This window comes from Streptomyces sp. DSM 106670, from assembly GCF_055792845.1.
Genome location: NZ_CM147704.1, coordinates 3,859,107 through 3,875,717, shown reverse-complemented (window position 1 = coordinate 3,875,717; position 16,611 = coordinate 3,859,107). Strand labels below are relative to the sequence as shown.

The following is a 16,611-nucleotide window of genomic DNA, read 5'->3' as shown; positions in this document are numbered from 1 at the left end:
CGCAGAAGGCCCCGGTCCACGAGGACCGGGGCCTTCTCCTACCGGAGCGGACGACCAGGTTCGAACTGGCGACCTCAACCTTGGCAAGGTTGCGCTCTACCAACTGAGCTACGTCCGCAGTGCGCCGAAGCGCGATGCCTACTATACCCAACCCCGCTCGCGGGCGAGACGCACTGCCGTGTGCCGGTTCTCCGCACCGATCTTGGTGGCGGCCGACGACAGGTAGTTGCGTACGGTCCCCTGGGACAGCGAGGCCCGTTCCGCGATCTCCGCGACCGGCGCCCCGTCCGCGGCCAGTTCGAGCACCTCGGCCTCCCTGGCGGTCAGCGGGGAGTCCCCGGCGGAGATGGCGTCGGCCGCCAACTCCGGATCCACGTAACGGTTTCCGGCGTGGACGGTACGGATGATCTCGGCGAGCCGGCGGGCGCTGACGGTCTTCGGGACGAACCCCCGTACACCGGCGGCCAGCGCCCGCTTGAGGTGCCCGGGGCGGCCGTGGCTGGTCACGATCATGGTGCGGCAGTGGGGCAGTTCGGTCCGCAGCGATGTGGCGACCTTCACACCGTCCGCACCCGGCATCTGGAGATCCAGGACGGCGACATCGGGCCGGTGCGCCAGCGCCATCGCCAGCGCCTCGGGGCCGCTCGCCGCCTCCGCGACCACGACGAGGTCCTCCTCCAGGGCGAGCAGCGCGGCCAGCGCACCCCGGATCAGGTGTTCGTCGTCGGCCAGCAGGACCCGCAGGGGCTGCGCGGTGGTCATCGTTCCTCCGGAGGAGCGGAAGCGGTGTCGGGAGAGGAGGGGGTGGAGGGGGAGGAGAAGGAGGGGGCAGCGGAGGACGCCGGGCGGGGGGCCGTCAGCGGGACCGTCGCCGTCACCCGGAAGAGGTCCTCCCCGGCGGCCCCGGCGCTGAGCGTCCCGCCGAGCGCCCCGAGCCGTTCGCGGAGTCCGGCGAGGCCCGAACCACCGCCGTCGTCCGGACCGCCGAGCGGATCCGTCGCGCCGGCCCCGTCGTTCTCGACCTCCAGGACCACCGCGTCCCGCGTCCGCGCGAGCCGGATCCAGCAGTGGCGCGGGTCGCCGTGGCGCAGGACGTTCGTCGCGGTCTCGCGCACCACCCAGCCCAGCGCGGCCTGGACGGCGGCCGGCGCCCCGATGCCCGCCGGGCCGTCGGCCCCTTCGACCGTGACGGTGATCCCGGCGGCCTGCAACACACCTCGCGCGCCCATGAGTTCGGTCGGCAGATCGGCCTCCCGGTAGCCGCGTACGACATCGCGGACCTCCTGCTGCGAGGCCCGGGCGATCCGCTGCACCTCGACCATCTGGTCCACCGCCGCGGCGTTCCCGCGCTGGGCCAGCTCCACCGCCAGCTCGCTCTTCAGGGCGATCACCGACAGGTTCCGGCCCAGCACGTCGTGCATGTCCCGGCCGAACCGCAACCGCTCCTCCGCCACCGCGAGGCGCGCCTGCATGTCCCGCGCCTCCTCCGCCTGCCACATCACGGACAGGCTCCAGACGCTCGGCCGGGTCGAGACGAGCACCAGCAGGGTGACGACGACCAGGGAGGAGGTCGCCCCGATCAGCGCCCCGCCCGGCACGCCCACGGCCGCCAGGAGGGCCACGACGAGCGCGGCGTAGACGGCGCTGAGACCCAGGAACCTCCGGACCGGGATGAGCAGGACGTACGGGATGGCGAACGCCACGGGCAGATCCAGGACCAGCAGCACCAGCCCCTGGTCCTTGACGCCGTTCACGGACGCGAGCGCCACGAGTACGCCGGTCATCACCACCTGGAGCGCGACGGGCAGCCGCAGCCGCCCGGGAGGGAACGGGCCGGCCCCCCGGTAGTCGTCGAAGGCGGCCGAGAGATTGCGGTTGCTCAGCACGGACTGGGTGATGTTGGCGACGAGGAACGCGGCGGCGAGGGCCACCGCCACCGACCCGTTGTCCAGAGCGTCGCCGAGCGGCAGCAGGCCCCAGGACACCGCGAAGAACCAGGTGACCGAGTAGAGCGTCACCCGCGTGTAGAGGTCGATGCGCTGGAGCTTGCTGCGCTCGTGCCAGCCGCGCCGCCAGCCCCGTACCCGACCGATCACGCCCCTCAGCTCCTTCACGTCAGCCGCGCGGGTCCCAGCGGAACCACCGTCGCACAGCAAACACCGCGAAGGCGGTCCAGGCCAGCGCCGCCACGGCGGCCGTGACCAGGTCGCCGGTCTCCACGCCGCCGAGCCAGCCGTGCCGTACGAGGGTCATCACGCCGGTCAGCGGCAGCAGCTCGAACACGGCGGCCAGCTTCTCCGGGAAGACGCCCAGCGGGACGATGATCCCGGAGGCGAAGAGCGAGATGAAGAACAGCGGCAGCGTGGTGATCTGCGAGGTCTGGACCGTCCGGGTCGCCGCGGAGGTCGCGGCGGCGAGCGCCGACATCATCACGAAGCCCGCGAGCAGTCCCAGCAGGAACAGCTCCGGCCGCTTCGGCGCGCTCAGATCGAAGGCGATCGCGCCCGCCACGACGAGCAGCACGCTCTGGATGACCGCCAGCGCCACGGAGGGCAGCGCCGTGGAGATCAGGATCTCCCGGTCGGTGACCTCGCCGGTGCGCAGCCGCTTGAGGACGAGTTCCTCACGCCGGGTGACGTAGCCGGTGACGAGGTTCATGTAGACGACCTGGACCAGCACGATGCCGATGCCGCCGGTGAGGGCGGCGCCCGCGACGGAGAGTCCGGTGCCGGCGAGGTCGATCTGTTCGAGCGAGGCCCGGATCGAGAAGATCATCACGATCGGCAGCACCAGGGCCACGAAGATCGCGGACCGGTTGCGGATCAGCAGGATCAGTTCGGCGCGGGCGAGAGCGTTCAGCCGCCGGAGGGAGGCGGACCAACCGGAGGGGGAGGGGCCCGGGCCGGGGGCCGTGCGGCCCTCCGCGAGGGCGGTGGGCGTGGTCATGCCGTCACCTTCTTCGTCTCGTTCGGAGTGCTGCCGTCCGGGTGCGGGGCGGCGGACCCGTGCCGGGGCCCCGCCCTGCGCGGGTCGTCGGCCCGCGAGCGGAGCTGGGTGTTCGCGATCTGCAGGAACGCCTCCTCCAGGGAAGCGGAGCGGGCGTCGAGCCCGAGCAGTTCCACGCCCGACTGCTGTGCCCAGCCGAGCAGTTCGTGCAGGGACTCCTGGAGTGTGGAGGTACGGATCTCCACCCGCTGCCCCTCCGCGCCGGCCCGCAACGAGAGGGGAAGGTGCCCGGCCGGTACGCCGTCGGGCAGGGTGAAGCGGATCCGGGCCGGGTGCGCGGCGGTGACCTCGGCGGTCGTCCCGGCCGTCACGATCTGTCCCTGGTGCATGATCGCCAGCCGGTCCGCGAGGGACTCGGCCTCCTCCAGATAGTGCGTGGTCAGCAGGACGGTCGTGCCGGACTCACGGAGCGCCCGGATCAGATCCCAGGTGTCGCGCCGCCCCTCGGCGTCCAGCCCGGTGGTCGGTTCGTCCAGGAAGAGGACCTCGGGCCGCGAGGTGAGGGCCAGCGCCAGGTCCAGACGCCGCTTCTCGCCGCCGGACAGCTGCTTGACCCGCACGTTCGCCCGTGCGGTCATGCCGACCATCGCCAGGGCCTCGGCGGCGGGGCGGGCGCCGGTGGTGCACGCCGACCACATCCGCACGGTCTCCATGACCGTGAGGTCGGAGGGGAAGCCGCCCTCCTGCAGCATGACGCCGGTACGGGGGCGGACGGCGGCGCGTTCGCGGTACGGGTCGTGGCCGAGGACCTTGATGGTCCCGGAGGTCGGGAGGGCCAGTCCTTCGAGGAGTTCCACGGTGGAGGTCTTGCCCGCGCCGTTCGTCCCGAGCAGGGCGAACAGTTCGCCGCGGGCGACGGAGAAGGAGACGCCGGAGACGGCCTCGAAGCCGTCCTTGTAGCTGCGGCGAACCCCGTCCACCGCGATCACCGTCTCCGGGGTCACGGCGCCCGTGGGGGCCGTGACCGGAAACGTTCCACCGTCGCGTCGGTCGTTGAGAATGTCGTCGCTGGTCATGCTTCAAGGTTTCCGCCGGAACCGGCCCGCGAGCAGTGCGCGCTGTCATCACTGTCCATGACAAACGTCATGGGGTGGCGGAAGAACGCCAAAGGCCCCGATCGAAAACGATCGGGGCCTTTGCCTCTGAGCGGACGACCAGGTTCGAACTGGCGACCTCAACCTTGGCAAGGTTGCGCTCTACCAACTGAGCTACGTCCGCAGTGCAGCCACTCGGCTTTCACCGGTGGAGCGAGCACCACTCTACCTGATCCACTTGAGTGGTCCGAAGAGTCGTGCAGAGCGGGTGACAGGAATTGCACACTGCGCCTTCCCCCTGGAAGGGGGATGTTCTACTACTGAACTACACCCGCACGCTGCGTGGGATTCGGCTTTGCGGCCTCGCCCCTCGGCGTGCTCCAGACTCTAGCCGACCTGCGGGGGTGTCGCGCAAGTCGGCTCCCCGCGGAGCTCGCGGAGCGGTCCCGCCGACCCGGCCGGCAGGTCGTCCGGCGGGCCGCCCGGGGCCGCCTGACGGAGCGTCCGGACGCGGCGGCCGCATGATCCGCCGCCCGCCGCCCGCCGCCCGCCGCCCCGGCTCAGCTAGCCGCCGCGAACGCCTCGTAGACCTTCTTCGGGATGCGGCCCCGGGCCGGCACCTCCATCCGGTGCGAGCGGGCCCAGGCGCGGACGGCCGCCGGGTCCGGGGCGAGGGAGGTGTGGTGGTAGGCCGTGGGCGTCCTGCCGTGCTTGCCGGCGTTCGTCTGCTTACGGCCGGCGGCCACGTAGGGCGCCAGGGTCTTCCGCAGTTTCTTCGCGTTGGCGGGATTGAGATCGATCTCGTACGTCTTCCCGTCCAGAGCGAAGGTCACCGTTTCCGCCGCTGCTCCCCCGTCGATGTCGTCGGAGAGCGTCACCACTACGCGCTGAGCCACGGATATCGGTCCTTTCCTACGGCACCGGCGCGTGTCGCGTACGCGGATGCCGGCCTTCCGGCTGTCAGGCGGGCGGATGTGGATCGACGAGATGTCGACTGTTCCGTTGTTCCCGGGGCAATACTGCTTTCCCCGGTAATCATTTGTACAGCGGTGGACACCGCATTGTGAAGCCCCGCCAATTACATCCGCGTGTCCGTGTGCAATCCGTGTGCAATCCGGGTGGGTTTTTCCCAGACCTTTTCCGTGCGGTGTCGTGTCCGATATCTCGGCGTGATCTGCGCCGCATGCTCACCGTGTCCGTGCCGCCCGATATCTACCCGCGTAGAAATTTTGGCCAGGTACGCTGAGTGGACCCGCGGGGGTCTGGGGAACCCCCCGGAGAGACAGCCGCACCACACCACCACACCGGGAGTGCCAGTGGCACGCGTCGTAGTCGACGTCATGCTCAAGCCCGAGATCCTCGACCCGCAGGGACAGGCGGTGCAGCGTGCACTGCCCCGTCTCGGCTTCGAGGGAATCGCGGACGTTCGTCAGGGAAAGCGTTTCGAGCTGGAGGTCGAGGGACCGGTGGACGACGCCGCCCTCGCCCGTATTAACGAGATGGCCGAGACGTTCCTCGCCAACACCGTCATCGAGGACTTCGTCGTGAAGGTGGAGGAGGAGAAGTGACCACCCGTATCGGCGTCGTCACTTTTCCCGGCACCCTCGACGATCAGGACGCCCTGCGCGCCGTCCGGATCGCGGGCGCCGAGCCCGTATCCCTGTGGCACCGCGACAAGGACCTGCACCAGGTCGACGCGGTCGTCCTGGCCGGTGGTTTCTCCTACGGCGACTACCTCCGCGCCGGAGCCATCTCCCGCTTCTCGCCGGTCATGGAAACCCTCATCGAGCAGGCGAAGGCCGGTATGCCGGTCCTCGGCATCTGCAACGGCTTCCAGATCCTGACCGAGGCGCACCTGCTGCCCGGCGCGATGCTGCGCAACAACCACCTCCACTTCATCTGCCGCGACCAGAAGCTGCGGGTGGAGAACGCGGAGACCGCCTGGACCTCGGACTACAGCGCCGGCCAGGAGATCAGCGTCCCGCTCAAGAACATGGACGGCCGGTACACCGCCGACGAGCACACGCTCGACGAGCTGGAGGCCGAGGGCCGCGTCGCCTTCCGCTACCTGGACGGCAACCCCAACGGCTCGCTCCGCGACATCGCGGGCATCACCAACGCCGCGGGCAACATCGTCGGCCTGATGCCGCACCCGGAGCACGCCGTGGAGCCGCTCATCGGCACCGGCCGCACCGACGGCCTCGGGTTCTTCACCTCGATCATCAAGAAGCTGGTCAACGCATGAGCCTGGATACGGTCAAGCACGCGGCCGAGACCCCGGACGCCGCGCAGCCCTGGAAGGAGCTCGGCCTCAAGGAGGACGAGTACGCCCGGATCCGCGAGATCCTGGGCCGCCGTCCCACCGGCGCCGAGCTCGCCATGTACTCGGTGATGTGGTCCGAGCACTGCTCGTACAAGAGCAGCAAGGTCCACCTCAAGCAGTTCGGCGAGAAGGTCCCGCAGAACGACGCGATGCTCGTCGGCATCGGCGAGAACGCGGGCGTCGTCGACGTCGGCCAGGGGTACGCGGTCACCTTCAAGGTCGAGTCGCACAACCACCCCTCGTACATCGAGCCCTACCAGGGCGCGGCCACCGGCATCGGCGGCATCGTCCGCGACATCCTCGCGATGGGCGCCCGCCCGATCGCGGTCGTCGACCCGCTGCGCTTCGGCGCTGCCGACCACCCCGACACCAAGCGCGTCCTGCCGGGCGTCGTCGCGGGCATCGGCGGCTACGGCAACTGCCTGGGTCTGCCCAACATCGGCGGCGAGGTCGTCTTCGACGCCTGCTACCAGGGCAACCCGCTGGTCAACGCCGGCTGCATCGGCGTGATGAAGCACGAGGACATCCACCTCGCGCAGGCCTCGGGCCCCGGCAACAAGGTCATCCTGTACGGCGCCCGCACCGGCGGCGACGGCATCGGCGGCGTCTCCGTGCTGGCGAGCGAGACCTTCGAGTCCACCGGCCCGGCCAAGCGCCCCGCCGTCCAGGTCGGCGACCCGTTCCAGGAGAAGCTCCTGATCGAGTGCACCCTGGAGATCTTCAAGGAGAAGCTCGTCGCGGGCATCCAGGACCTCGGCGGCGCCGGGCTCTCCTGCGCCACCAGCGAGCTGGCCTCCGCAGGTTCCGGCGGCATGCGCGTCGAGCTGGACACCGTGCCGCTGCGTGACTCCTCGCTCTCGCCCGAGGAAATCCTCATGAGCGAGTCGCAGGAGCGCATGTGCGCGATCGTCGAGCCGCAGCACGTGGACCGCTTCCTGGAGATCTGCGAGAAGTGGGACGTCATCGCCACCGTCATCGGTGAGGTGACCGACGGCTCCCAGCTGGAGATCTTCTGGCACGGCGAGCAGATCGTGGACGTACCGCCGCGCTCGGTCGCCCACGACGGCCCGGTCTACCACCGTCCGTTCGCCCGGCCGTCCTGGCAGGACGCGCTCCAGGCGGACGACGCGGGCAAGCTCGCCCGCCCGGCGAACGCCGCCGAGCTGCGCGAGCAGGTCCTCAAGCTGGTCGCATCCCCGAACCAGGCCTCCAAGGCGTGGATCACCGACCAGTACGACCGCTTCGTGCAGGGCAACACCGTCCTGGCGATGCCCGAGGACGCGGGCATGGTCCGCATCGACGCCGAGTCGAACCTCGGCGTGGCGATGGCGACCGACGGCAACGGCCGGTACGCCAAGCTCGACCCGTACACCGGCGCGCAGCTCGCGCTGGCGGAGTCGTACCGCAACGTCGCCGCCTCCGGCGCCAAGCCGCTGGCCATCTCGGACTGCCTCAACTTCGGTTCGCCCGAGGACCCGGACGTCATGTGGCAGTTCGCCGAGGCCACCCGCGGTCTCGCGGACGGCTGCCTGGAGCTGGGCACCCCGGTCACCGGCGGCAATGTCTCGCTCTACAACCAGACCGGTGAGACGGCGATCCACCCGACGCCGGTCGTGGCCGTGCTCGGCGTGATCGACGACGTCAACCGGCGTACGCCGGTCGCCTTCGCGGAAGAGGGCCAGCTCCTCTACCTGCTGGGCGACACGGCCGAGGAGTTCGGCGGCTCGGCCTGGTCCGAGGTCGTCCACCAGCACCTCGGCGGCCTGCCGCCCAAGGTGGACCTCGGCCGCGAGAAGCTGCTCGCCGAGATCCTCATCTCGGCCTCGCGCGACGGCATGATCGACGCCGCGCACGACCTGTCCGACGGCGGTCTGATCCAGGCCGTCACCGAGTCCTGCCTGCGCGGCGGGAAGGGCGCCCGGCTGGTCGTGCCGGACGGCCTGGACGCGTTCACGTTCCTCTTCTCCGAGTCGGCGGGACGCGCGGTCGTCTCGATCCCGCGCAGCGAGGAGCTCCGCTTCACCGACATGTGCGGGGCGCGCGGTCTGCCCGTCGCCCGGATCGGTGTCGTGGACGGCGAGGAGATCGAGCTCCAGGGCGAGTTCTCCATCCCGCTGAGCGAGCTGCGTACGGCGCACGAGGCGACGATCCCCGCGCTGCTCGCCTGAGCCGCGCGCCGACCGGCGCCTTTGAAGCCCCTGCCCGGGTCCTCCGGGCAGGGGTTTCGGCTTTCCCCGAACCCTCTCGAACCTCTTGATGGAAATTACGTAATTACGTAAGGTTGGTGTCATGGAGCTGGAACAGCGGGTCGCCGAGCTGGAGCGGCGGCTCACGGCGCTGGAGCGACGGGACCCCGAGTCCCCCCGCCTGGGCGACGGCGACTTCTGGGCGCTGGAAGGGCTGAAACAGCAGCTCGCCGACGCCGGGGAGACCGGGGCCGACGGAGGGGTGCTCTACACGGGCTCGGTCCGGCTGCCCACCGGTGAGCAGTACGGATGGCAGTACGGCGCCTTCACCGAGGCACTGTTCGACGGCGACTGGGCGGACACGGCCGAGTCGTTCGCCGCGCTGGGCCACCCGGTCCGGCTGCGCCTGCTCCGCGAGATCCTCGGCGGCCTGAGGACGGCCGCCGAGCTGGCCGCGCTCGACGGGGCCGGGACCACCGGCCAGATCTACCACCATCTGCGCCAGCTGACCGGGGCGGGATGGCTGCACGCCGCCGGGCGCGGCAAGTACGAGGTGCCGCCCGCCCGGGTCGTGCCGCTGCTGGTGGTGCTGACGGCGGCGCGGCCGTAGAACCGCAGACAACTGGGGGAAACGACCATGTCCGTCCGCAAAGTCCTGGCGGTGCTCCACCGCATGTGCTGGCTCCTCTTCGGGGTGCTGGTGCTCACCGGGGTCTTCTTCGAACCGCTGCTGCCGTTCGGCCTGACCTTCGTGCCCGCGGGTGCGGCGGTGGTCATCGGCCTCGTCCTGAGCCGCACCGGCCCCAAGGAGACCCTGGAGAGCCGGCCCCCGGTCGAGGTCGCCCCGCCCGTGACCGGCCGCTGGTCCGCCCTGAACAGCCCGGCGGACAAGGTGCCGAGCCATGGGACGCACGTGTACGGACAGACGTACGCGATCGACATCGTGGCGGAGCCCGGGACGGGTGCGGGCGAGGCCTCCGCCCGGCCGGCGTTCCGCTGGTTCTGGCCGGTCGTCCGCCGCAACCGCGACTTCCCGGCGTTCGGCGCCCCGCTGTTCGCGGTGGCCGACGCCACGGTCGTCCGCGCGAGCGACGGCCAGCGCGACCACCTGAGCCGCAACTCGCTGCCCGCGCTGCTCTATCTGATGCTGATCGAGGGGGACGCGCGCAGCATCGTCGGCGCGCACCGGATCATCGGCAACCACGTCATCCTCGACCTCGGCGACAGCACGTACGCGGTCTACGCCCACCTTCAGCGCGGCTCGCTCCAGGTGAAGCCCGGGGACCGGGTCCGCGCCGGACAGCGGCTCGGGCGCGTGGGGAACTCCGGCAACACCACCGAACCGCACCTCCACTTCCACCTGATGGACGGCCCGGACCCGGACTCGGCCCGGGGCATCCCGTTCACCTGGCGGGGCGTCGGAGTCCCCGCGAACGGCGAGACGTTCACGGTCGAGGAGCAGGCCGCCCCGGCCTGACCGGGCGATGTCGGTGGGGCCGGTTAGTCTCGGCCCCATGCCACCGGCCAAGAAGCGCCCGCGCGCCTACGACCACCTCAGGACCCGGACGGCGGTCCTCGCCCAGTACGCCCATGTCCGCGACGCCGTCCGCTCGTTGACGCCCGACCAGCTCGCCCGGCCGACCCGGCTCGGCGACTGGACGGTGCGCGATCTGGTCGCGCACATCGCGCAGGGGCTCGGCTCGGTCAGCCGGGACCTGGCCCTGCCGGAGCCGCCGGGACCCAAGCCCGCGACCACCCTCCTGGAGTGGCCGCCGGCCGTCGCGGCGTTCGTCAGGGACCCCGAGGCCCCGGCCCCGGCGGCCGCCCGCCCCGACCTCCTCGCGCTGTACGAGCAGGTGGAGGCGGCCTTCCTCGCGGACGTCCCCGCCACCGGCACGGGCGACCGGCTGCTGCCCACCCTGGTCGGCTCCATGCGGCTGACCGACTATCTGGTCACCCGGACCGTCGAGCTGATCGTCCACACCGACGACCTGAACGAGGCGCTCGGGCTGGAGATCCCGTACGACCGGCAGGCCCTGGCCGCCTGCACTCGGCTGCTGGCGGACACCCTCGCGGACCGGGCGCCCGGCGGATCGGTCGAGGTGCGGGTCCCGCCGTTCGCGGTGGTCCAGTGCATCGGCGGGCCCAAGCACACCCGGGGCACCCCGCCCAACGTCGTGGAGACCGGACCGCTCACCTGGATCCGGCTCGCCACCGGGCGTACGGAGTGGGCGCGGGCCCTGGCGGACGCCGAGGTCAGCGCCAGTGGCGAGCGGGCCGACCTGGCCGCGCTGCTCCCGCTGCTGGCCTGAGAGGTCCGGGCGGCCCGGCCCACGGCGCAACGGACGGAACCGGAGGCGGCGCAACGGACGGAACCGGAGGCGGCGGAACCGGATCGGGGCCCCGTTCCGTCACATCGCCATGCGCACACAACGTACGACCCTCAGCGTCAGTGTCCTGGCCCTCCTCGCCCTCGCCGCCTGCGGTACGGAGTCGGGTCCCGGCTCCGCCAAGGGCTCCGGCGACGGCGGGGACGCCGTGCAGAGCGATGTCCCGGTCACCGGGGTGGCGTGGCGCGTCGACTCCGTGACCGTCGGCGGGAAGAAGACCGAGGCCCCGGAGGGCTCCCGGCTGGAGATCGACCCGAAGGGCCGGGCCAAGGCCCACTTCGGCTGCAACCACATCAGCGTGGACGCCCGGGTGAAGGGCGACCGGATCACCCTGGGCAAGCCCGTCACCACGCAGATGGCGTGCGAGGAGGACGTCGAGAAGTTCGAGAAGGCCGCCATCGACGCGATGGGCGGCGAGCACACCGCGAAGCTCTCCGGCGACAGGCTGACCCTCACCACCGAAGGAGGCGACACGATGGCCCTCAGCGAGGAGAAGCCCGCCGACCTGGTCGGCACCCGGTGGGCGGTGACCACGCTGCTCAGCGGGCAGACGGCCACCACCGTGCCGGCGGATCTGCCGAAGGAGCGGACGCCGTATCTGACCATCTCCGAGGACGGCGCCGTGCAGGGCCACTCCGGCTGCAACTCCTTCCGCGGGAAGGCGACGGTCAAGGACGGCACGATCACGTTCGGGCCGGTGGCCGGCACCCGCAGGATGTGCCCGGAGCAGGAGATGGCGGTGGAGCGCGCCGTGCTCGCGGCCCTGAAGGGCTCGACGACGTACACGATCAAGGGCGGCACGCTCACCGTCACCGCCGAGGGCGGCAAGGGGATCGGCGCCACGGCCGCGTCTCCCGGGGCCGAAAACAGCTCCCAGCACGGCTGAACCCGGCTCCCCGGTGTGAGGCTCACCACGAAACGGGCGTTCGGCCGGCGGCCGGGCCGGGCCTGGGGCGCGTTCACCGAGCGCCACGGCCGCCCGTCCGCCGCCGATGATCCCTACCGGCCGGTAACCGGCCTCTCGGCCCGAAAGTGAGCCCCGCGTTCCCCCGGCGAAGGCCGGCCCACCGACGCGTCCATCACGCAGGGTCACCGGCCGAAGTCCCGCGAATCGCCCGCTCCGGGCGGCCGGCGGGCCCGTTCCCCGTGCTCCACCGCGCGTTTGCCCATCGGTCCCCAATTCGGACCAGTGGTCGATCTCGCCTACACTCGGTGCCGTGCCCCGTGGTGATGGACGACTCAACCACGACCTGCTCCCCGGAGAGAAAGGCCCCCAGGACGCTTGCGGCGTCTTCGGTGTCTGGGCTCCGGGTGAAGAGGTCGCCAAGCTCACCTATTTCGGACTGTATGCCCTGCAGCACCGCGGACAGGAATCCGCGGGCATCGCAGTGAGCAACGGGTCCCAGATCCTGGTCTTCAAGGACATGGGACTGGTCTCGCAGGTCTTCGACGAAACGTCTCTGGGTTCCCTCCAGGGCCATATCGCGGTCGGTCATGCCCGCTACTCCACCACCGGCGCCTCGGTGTGGGAGAACGCGCAGCCGACGTTCCGTGCCACCGCGCACGGCTCGATCGCCCTCGGCCACAACGGGAACCTGGTCAACACCGCCCAGCTCGCGGAGATGGTCGCCGACCTCCCGCGCAAGGACGGCCGCGCCACCCAGGTCGCCGCGACCAACGACACCGACCTGGTGACCGCGCTGCTCGCCGGGCAGCGCGACGAGGACGACAAGCCGCTGACCATCGAGGAAGCCGCCGCCAAGGTGCTCCCCGACGTCAAGGGCGCGTTCTCGCTGGTCTTCATGGACGAGCACACGCTCTACGCCGCCCGTGACCCGCAGGGCATCCGCCCGCTGGTCCTCGGCCGTCTGGAGCGCGGCTGGGTCGTCGCCTCGGAGTCCGCCGCGCTCGACATCTGCGGCGCCAGCTACGTACGCGAGATCGAGCCGGGCGAGCTCGTCGCCATCGACGAGAACGGTCTGCGCACCTCGCGATTCGCAGAAGCGAAGCCCAAGGGCTGTGTCTTCGAGTACGTCTACCTGGCCCGTCCGGACACCGATATCGCCGGCCGGAACGTCTACCTCTCCCGGGTGGAAATGGGCCGGAAACTGGCTGCCGAGGCCCCCGTCGAGGCGGATCTCGTCATAGCGACCCCGGAATCCGGCACCCCCGCCGCGATCGGGTACGCGGAGGCCAGCGGCATCCCGTTCGGCGCCGGACTGGTGAAGAACGCCTACGTCGGCCGGACCTTCATCCAGCCCTCGCAGACCATCCGCCAGCTCGGCATCCGGCTCAAGCTGAATCCGCTGAAGGAAGTCATCAAGGGCAAGCGCCTGGTGGTCGTCGACGACTCGATCGTCCGCGGCAACACCCAGCGCGCCCTGGTCCGGATGCTCCGCGAGGCCGGAGCGGCCGAGATCCACATCCGGATCTCCTCGCCGCCGGTGAAGTGGCCCTGCTTCTTCGGGATCGACTTCGCGACCCGCGCCGAGCTGATCGCCAACGGCATGACCGTCGACGAGATCTGCACCTCCATGGGCGCCGACTCGCTCTCGTACATCTCGATCGACTCGATGATCGAGGCGACGACGATCGACAAGCCGAATCTCTGCCGCGCCTGCTTCGACGGTGAGTACCCCATGGACCTCCCGGACCCGGAGCTGCTCGGCAAGCAGCTGCTGGAGACCGAGCTGGCGGCGGGCCCGGCGGCGACCGCCGCGGCCGACGCGCTGCGCCGTCCGTGACCCGGACGCGCCGCCGCATCCCCCACCAGCCCCGTATCTCCACACGAAAGATCCCAGGCCATGTCTGAGACAACAGGTGCTTCCTACGCGGCGGCCGGCGTCGACATCGAAGCCGGTGACCGTGCCGTCGAGCTGATGAAGGAGTGGGTGAAGAAGACCCAGCGCCCCGAGGTCGCCGGCCTCGGCGGGCTCGGCGGCTTCGCCGGTCTCTTCGACGCCTCGGCGCTGAAGCGTTACGAGCGTCCGCTCCTCGCCTCCGCCACCGACGGTGTGGGCACCAAGGTGGACCTGGCGCGTCAGATGGGCGTGTACGACACCATCGGCCACGACCTCGTCGGCATGGTCGTGGACGACCTCGTCGTCTGCGGCGCCGAGCCGCTGTTCATGACCGACTACATCTGCGTCGGCAAGGTGCACCCCGAGCGTGTCGCGGCCATCGTGAAGGGCATCGCCGAAGGCTGTGTCCTGGCCGGCTGCGCCCTGGTCGGCGGCGAGACCGCCGAGCACCCGGGTCTCCTCGGCCCGGACGACTTCGACGTCGCCGGAGCCGGTACGGGCGTGGTCGAGGCCGACCGCCTGCTGGGCCCGGACCGTATCCGCAAGGGTGACGCGGTCATCGCCATGGCGTCCTCCGGTCTTCACTCCAACGGGTACTCGCTCGTCCGCCACGTGGTCTTCGACCGGGCCGGCTGGACGCTGGACCGCGAGGTCGAGGAGTTCGGCCGCACGCTCGGCGAGGAGCTCCTGGAGCCCACCCGGATCTACTCCCTGGACTGCCTGGCCCTCACCCGGACGACCGAGGTGCACGGCTTCAGCCACGTCACCGGCGGCGGCCTGGCGAACAACCTGGCCCGGGTCGTTCCGGACGGCCTGCACGCCACCGTGGACCGCTCCACCTGGACGCCCGGCGCGGTCTTCGACCTGGTCGGCAAGGCCGGTCAGGTCGAGCAGCTGGAGCTGGAGAAGACGCTGAACATGGGGGTCGGCATGATCGCGATCGTCCCTGCCGACTCGGTGGACGCGGCACTGACCACGCTGGCCGACCGCGGGGTCGACTCCTGGGTCGCCGGTGAGATCACCGACCGCGGCGACCACACCACGGGCGCCGAGCTGACCGGAAGCTACGCACGCTGAGCCGTACGCCGTGGTGCGCCGGGCGGTCCGCCCGGCGCACCGGGCACGGAACGGGCACCGGGCCGCACCGGGCACGGCCGGTTCTGGACACACAGAACCCGGCCCGGGGCAGGCCCGGACCGGGTTGATGTGTCAGGCGAGGTCAAGCGCCGCGGCGCTGCGACGATGGACCGGACTGATCGTCCTGATCCTCGTCATCGTCCTGGTTGTAGCGATCCGCGTACTGTGCGTACGGGTCATCTTCCTCGTCGTCGTCCTCGAACGGCTCTGCGTTCGGTGGCTGACTCGAAGGCGATGCGCCCAGCTCATTGGCCAGACGCGACAGGTCAGTCCCGCCGCTGCTGTACTTCAGCTGGCGGGCGACCTTGGTCTGCTTGGCCTTTGCCCGGCCGCGCCCCATGGCTCGACCCCCTCGGTGACGGGGCTCGACGGCCCCAGAGTCTTGACACGCGTTCATGTTTCGGGACGGACTCTCGACAGAGAGACCGCGCCCGTAGAGCTTTAACGGTACCTGCTTCCGTGGCCATACGGTACGCCGCCCGCATTCCGGTCCCCGGCACAGGGCCAGTGAGGAGCCCCGTCCTCGCTGGTCAACTGCGATTTTAACCTCTTGTGGAGGTACGACCCGCCGACGGGCGTGAGTCTTGTCTCGTCGGCCGGCGGGTCGCTGAGCGCCGCCCGGTCAGCGGGAGCGCGCCTCCGCCATCCGCTGTTCGGCGAGCCGGTCGGCCGCCGCGGCCGGCGGAATCCCATCCGCCTTCGCACGTGCGAATATTTCCAGCGTGGTGTCGAAGATCTTCGTCGCCTTCGCCTTGCACCGGTCGAAGTCGAACCCGTGCAGCTCGTCGGCCACCTGGATCACGCCACCGGCGTTGACCACGTAGTCGGGTGCGTAGAGAACCGACCGGTCGGCCAGGTCCTTCTCCACGCCCGGGTGCGCGAGCTGGTTGTTGGCCGCGCCGCACACCACCTTCGCGGTGAGCACGGGGACGGTGTCGTCGTTCAGCGCGCCGCCGAGTGCGCACGGCGCGTAGATGTCCAGGCCCTCGGTGCGGATCAGCGCGTCGGTGTCCGCCGCCACGGTGACCTCCGGGTGCAGGTCGGTGATCGCGCGCAGCGACTCCTCGCGGACATCGGTGATCACGACCTCGGCCCCGTCGGAGAGCAGATGCTCGACGAGGTGGCGGCCGACCTTGCCGACGCCGGCCACGCCGACCTTGCGGCCGCGCAGCGTCGGGTCGCCCCACAGGTGCTGGGCCGAGGCCCGCATGCCCTGGAAGACGCCGAACGCGGTGAGCACCGAGGAGTCGCCCGCGCCGCCGTTCTCGGGGGAGCGGCCGGTGGTCCAGCGGCACTCGCGGGCGACGACGTCCATGTCGGCGACATAGGTGCCGACGTCGCATGCGGTGACGTAGCGGCCGCCGAGCGAGGCGACGAACCGGCCGTAGGCGAGGAGGAGTTCCTCGCTCTTGATCGTCTCCGGGTCGCCGATGATGACGGCCTTGCCGCCACCGTGGTCGAGGCCCGCGAGGGCGTTCTTGTACGACATCCCGCGCGACAGGTTCAGCGCGTCGGCGACGGCGTCGGCCTCGGAGGCGTACGGGTAGAAGCGGGTGCCGCCGAGGGCCGGGCCCAGGGCGGTGGAGTGGAGGGCGATGACGGCCTTGAGGCCGCTGGCACGGTCCTGGCAGATCACGACTTGCTCGTGGCCCCCCTGATCCGAGTGGAACAGGGTCTGCAGTACGTCAACGTGCCCGCTAGTCACATCGGTCACTGTGGTGACTCCCAAAGAAC

The 16,611-nt window shown here is 70.8% G+C and carries 16 protein-coding genes and 3 tRNA genes; 9 read left to right on the top strand and 10 right to left on the bottom strand.

Features of this window, described 5'->3' with window-relative positions; translation table 11 throughout:
• Nucleotides 1-45: 45 nt before the first annotated feature.
• The 8 genes from ACSMXR_RS17205 to ACSMXR_RS17170 form a co-directional block, all read right to left on the bottom strand.
• Nucleotides 46-118: transfer RNA gene (locus ACSMXR_RS17205), tRNA-Gly, on the bottom strand.
• A 23-nt stretch (nucleotides 119-141) separates the two neighbouring features.
• Nucleotides 142-762, bottom strand: coding sequence for a response regulator transcription factor (locus tag ACSMXR_RS17200; protein WP_003968028.1), 621 nt, complete (start codon nucleotides 760-762; stop codon nucleotides 142-144).
• Nucleotides 759-2,096 (bottom strand): sensor histidine kinase, encoded by a 1,338-nt coding sequence (locus ACSMXR_RS17195; protein WP_473172261.1) that lies wholly within the window; start codon nucleotides 2,094-2,096, stop codon nucleotides 759-761. Before ACSMXR_RS17195 ends, ACSMXR_RS17200 begins: the two co-directional genes overlap by 4 nt.
• Before the next feature lie 19 nt (nucleotides 2,097-2,115).
• On the bottom strand, nucleotides 2,116-2,946 hold the full coding sequence (locus ACSMXR_RS17190; RefSeq protein ID WP_137235410.1) for an ABC transporter permease: 831 nt from the start codon (nucleotides 2,944-2,946) through the stop codon (nucleotides 2,116-2,118).
• Nucleotides 2,943-4,022, bottom strand: a complete 1,080-nt coding sequence (locus ACSMXR_RS17185; protein WP_473172260.1) for an ABC transporter ATP-binding protein — start codon at nucleotides 4,020-4,022, stop codon at nucleotides 2,943-2,945. The genes ACSMXR_RS17190 and ACSMXR_RS17185 overlap by 4 nt, the downstream gene beginning before the upstream one ends.
• Nucleotides 4,023-4,151: 129 nt before the next feature.
• Nucleotides 4,152-4,224, bottom strand: a tRNA-Gly gene (locus ACSMXR_RS17180).
• 79 nt (nucleotides 4,225-4,303) lie between these two features.
• Nucleotides 4,304-4,375, bottom strand: a tRNA-Gly gene (locus ACSMXR_RS17175).
• 225 nt (nucleotides 4,376-4,600) lie between these two features.
• On the bottom strand, nucleotides 4,601-4,936 hold the full coding sequence (locus ACSMXR_RS17170) for a histone-like nucleoid-structuring protein Lsr2 (RefSeq protein ID WP_086778324.1): 336 nt from the start codon (nucleotides 4,934-4,936) through the stop codon (nucleotides 4,601-4,603).
• A 420-nt stretch (nucleotides 4,937-5,356) separates the two neighbouring features.
• Between ACSMXR_RS17170 and purS the strand changes: the two genes are divergently transcribed.
• From purS to purM, 9 genes are all read left to right on the top strand, one after another.
• The gene (gene purS / locus ACSMXR_RS17165; RefSeq protein WP_010056446.1) at nucleotides 5,357-5,608 is read left to right on the top strand and encodes a phosphoribosylformylglycinamidine synthase subunit PurS; all 252 of its coding nucleotides are present in this window, start codon (nucleotides 5,357-5,359) and stop codon (nucleotides 5,606-5,608) included.
• Nucleotides 5,605-6,285 (top strand): phosphoribosylformylglycinamidine synthase subunit PurQ, encoded by a 681-nt coding sequence (gene purQ / locus ACSMXR_RS17160; protein ID WP_103508874.1) that lies wholly within the window; start codon nucleotides 5,605-5,607, stop codon nucleotides 6,283-6,285. The genes purS and purQ overlap by 4 nt, the downstream gene beginning before the upstream one ends.
• Entirely contained in the window at nucleotides 6,282-8,531 is a 2,250-nt protein-coding gene (gene purL, locus ACSMXR_RS17155) for a phosphoribosylformylglycinamidine synthase subunit PurL (RefSeq protein ID WP_218525790.1), read from the top strand. The genes purQ and purL overlap by 4 nt, the downstream gene beginning before the upstream one ends.
• A 121-nt stretch (nucleotides 8,532-8,652) precedes the next feature.
• A complete protein-coding gene (locus ACSMXR_RS17150) occupies nucleotides 8,653-9,159 on the top strand; it encodes an ArsR/SmtB family transcription factor (RefSeq protein WP_364889294.1) in 507 nt (168 codons plus the stop codon).
• Nucleotides 9,160-9,186: 27 nt separating this feature from the next.
• On the top strand, nucleotides 9,187-10,026 hold the full coding sequence (locus tag ACSMXR_RS17145) for a M23 family metallopeptidase (RefSeq protein ID WP_137235414.1): 840 nt from the start codon (nucleotides 9,187-9,189) through the stop codon (nucleotides 10,024-10,026).
• A gap of 37 nt (nucleotides 10,027-10,063) precedes the next feature.
• On the top strand, nucleotides 10,064-10,861 hold the full coding sequence (locus tag ACSMXR_RS17140) for a maleylpyruvate isomerase family mycothiol-dependent enzyme (protein WP_364889296.1): 798 nt from the start codon (nucleotides 10,064-10,066) through the stop codon (nucleotides 10,859-10,861).
• 109 nt (nucleotides 10,862-10,970) lie between these two features.
• Nucleotides 10,971-11,825: an META domain-containing protein gene (locus ACSMXR_RS17135; protein WP_473172259.1), complete on the top strand. Its 855-nt coding sequence runs from the start codon at nucleotides 10,971-10,973 to the stop codon at nucleotides 11,823-11,825.
• Nucleotides 11,826-12,156: 331 nt separating this feature from the next.
• Nucleotides 12,157-13,683: an amidophosphoribosyltransferase gene (gene purF, locus ACSMXR_RS17130; RefSeq protein ID WP_030076797.1), complete on the top strand. Its 1,527-nt coding sequence runs from the start codon at nucleotides 12,157-12,159 to the stop codon at nucleotides 13,681-13,683.
• Between the two features lie 60 nt (nucleotides 13,684-13,743).
• On the top strand, nucleotides 13,744-14,817 hold the full coding sequence (gene purM, locus ACSMXR_RS17125) for a phosphoribosylformylglycinamidine cyclo-ligase (RefSeq protein WP_218525795.1): 1,074 nt from the start codon (nucleotides 13,744-13,746) through the stop codon (nucleotides 14,815-14,817).
• 142 nt (nucleotides 14,818-14,959) lie between these two features.
• Here purM and ACSMXR_RS17120 read toward each other — a convergent pair whose 3' ends face one another.
• Together ACSMXR_RS17120 and ACSMXR_RS17115 are read right to left on the bottom strand one after the other, a co-directional pair.
• Nucleotides 14,960-15,217: a DUF3073 domain-containing protein gene (locus tag ACSMXR_RS17120; protein ID WP_007447468.1), complete on the bottom strand. Its 258-nt coding sequence runs from the start codon at nucleotides 15,215-15,217 to the stop codon at nucleotides 14,960-14,962.
• 282 nt (nucleotides 15,218-15,499) lie between these two features.
• Nucleotides 15,500-16,591: a Leu/Phe/Val dehydrogenase gene (locus ACSMXR_RS17115; protein ID WP_364889300.1), complete on the bottom strand. Its 1,092-nt coding sequence runs from the start codon at nucleotides 16,589-16,591 to the stop codon at nucleotides 15,500-15,502.
• Nucleotides 16,592-16,611: the final 20 nt, after the last annotated feature.

Coding starts and splice junctions, on each gene's coding strand:
- ACSMXR_RS17200 (WP_003968028.1), bottom strand. CDS start 762: ATGACCACCGCGCAGCCCCTGCGGGTCCTGCTGGCCGACGACGAACAC.
- ACSMXR_RS17190 (WP_137235410.1), bottom strand. CDS start 2,946: ATGACCACGCCCACCGCCCTCGCGGAGGGCCGCACGGCCCCCGGCCCG.
- ACSMXR_RS17185 (WP_473172260.1), bottom strand. CDS start 4,022: ATGACCAGCGACGACATTCTCAACGACCGACGCGACGGTGGAACGTTT.
- purL (WP_218525790.1), top strand. CDS start 6,282: ATGAGCCTGGATACGGTCAAGCACGCGGCCGAGACCCCGGACGCCGCG.
- ACSMXR_RS17150 (WP_364889294.1), top strand. CDS start 8,653: ATGGAGCTGGAACAGCGGGTCGCCGAGCTGGAGCGGCGGCTCACGGCG.
- ACSMXR_RS17145 (WP_137235414.1), top strand. CDS start 9,187: ATGTCCGTCCGCAAAGTCCTGGCGGTGCTCCACCGCATGTGCTGGCTC.
- ACSMXR_RS17140 (WP_364889296.1), top strand. CDS start 10,064: ATGCCACCGGCCAAGAAGCGCCCGCGCGCCTACGACCACCTCAGGACC.
- ACSMXR_RS17135 (WP_473172259.1), top strand. CDS start 10,971: ATGCGCACACAACGTACGACCCTCAGCGTCAGTGTCCTGGCCCTCCTC.
- purM (WP_218525795.1), top strand. CDS start 13,744: ATGTCTGAGACAACAGGTGCTTCCTACGCGGCGGCCGGCGTCGACATC.
- ACSMXR_RS17120 (WP_007447468.1), bottom strand. CDS start 15,217: ATGGGGCGCGGCCGGGCAAAGGCCAAGCAGACCAAGGTCGCCCGCCAG.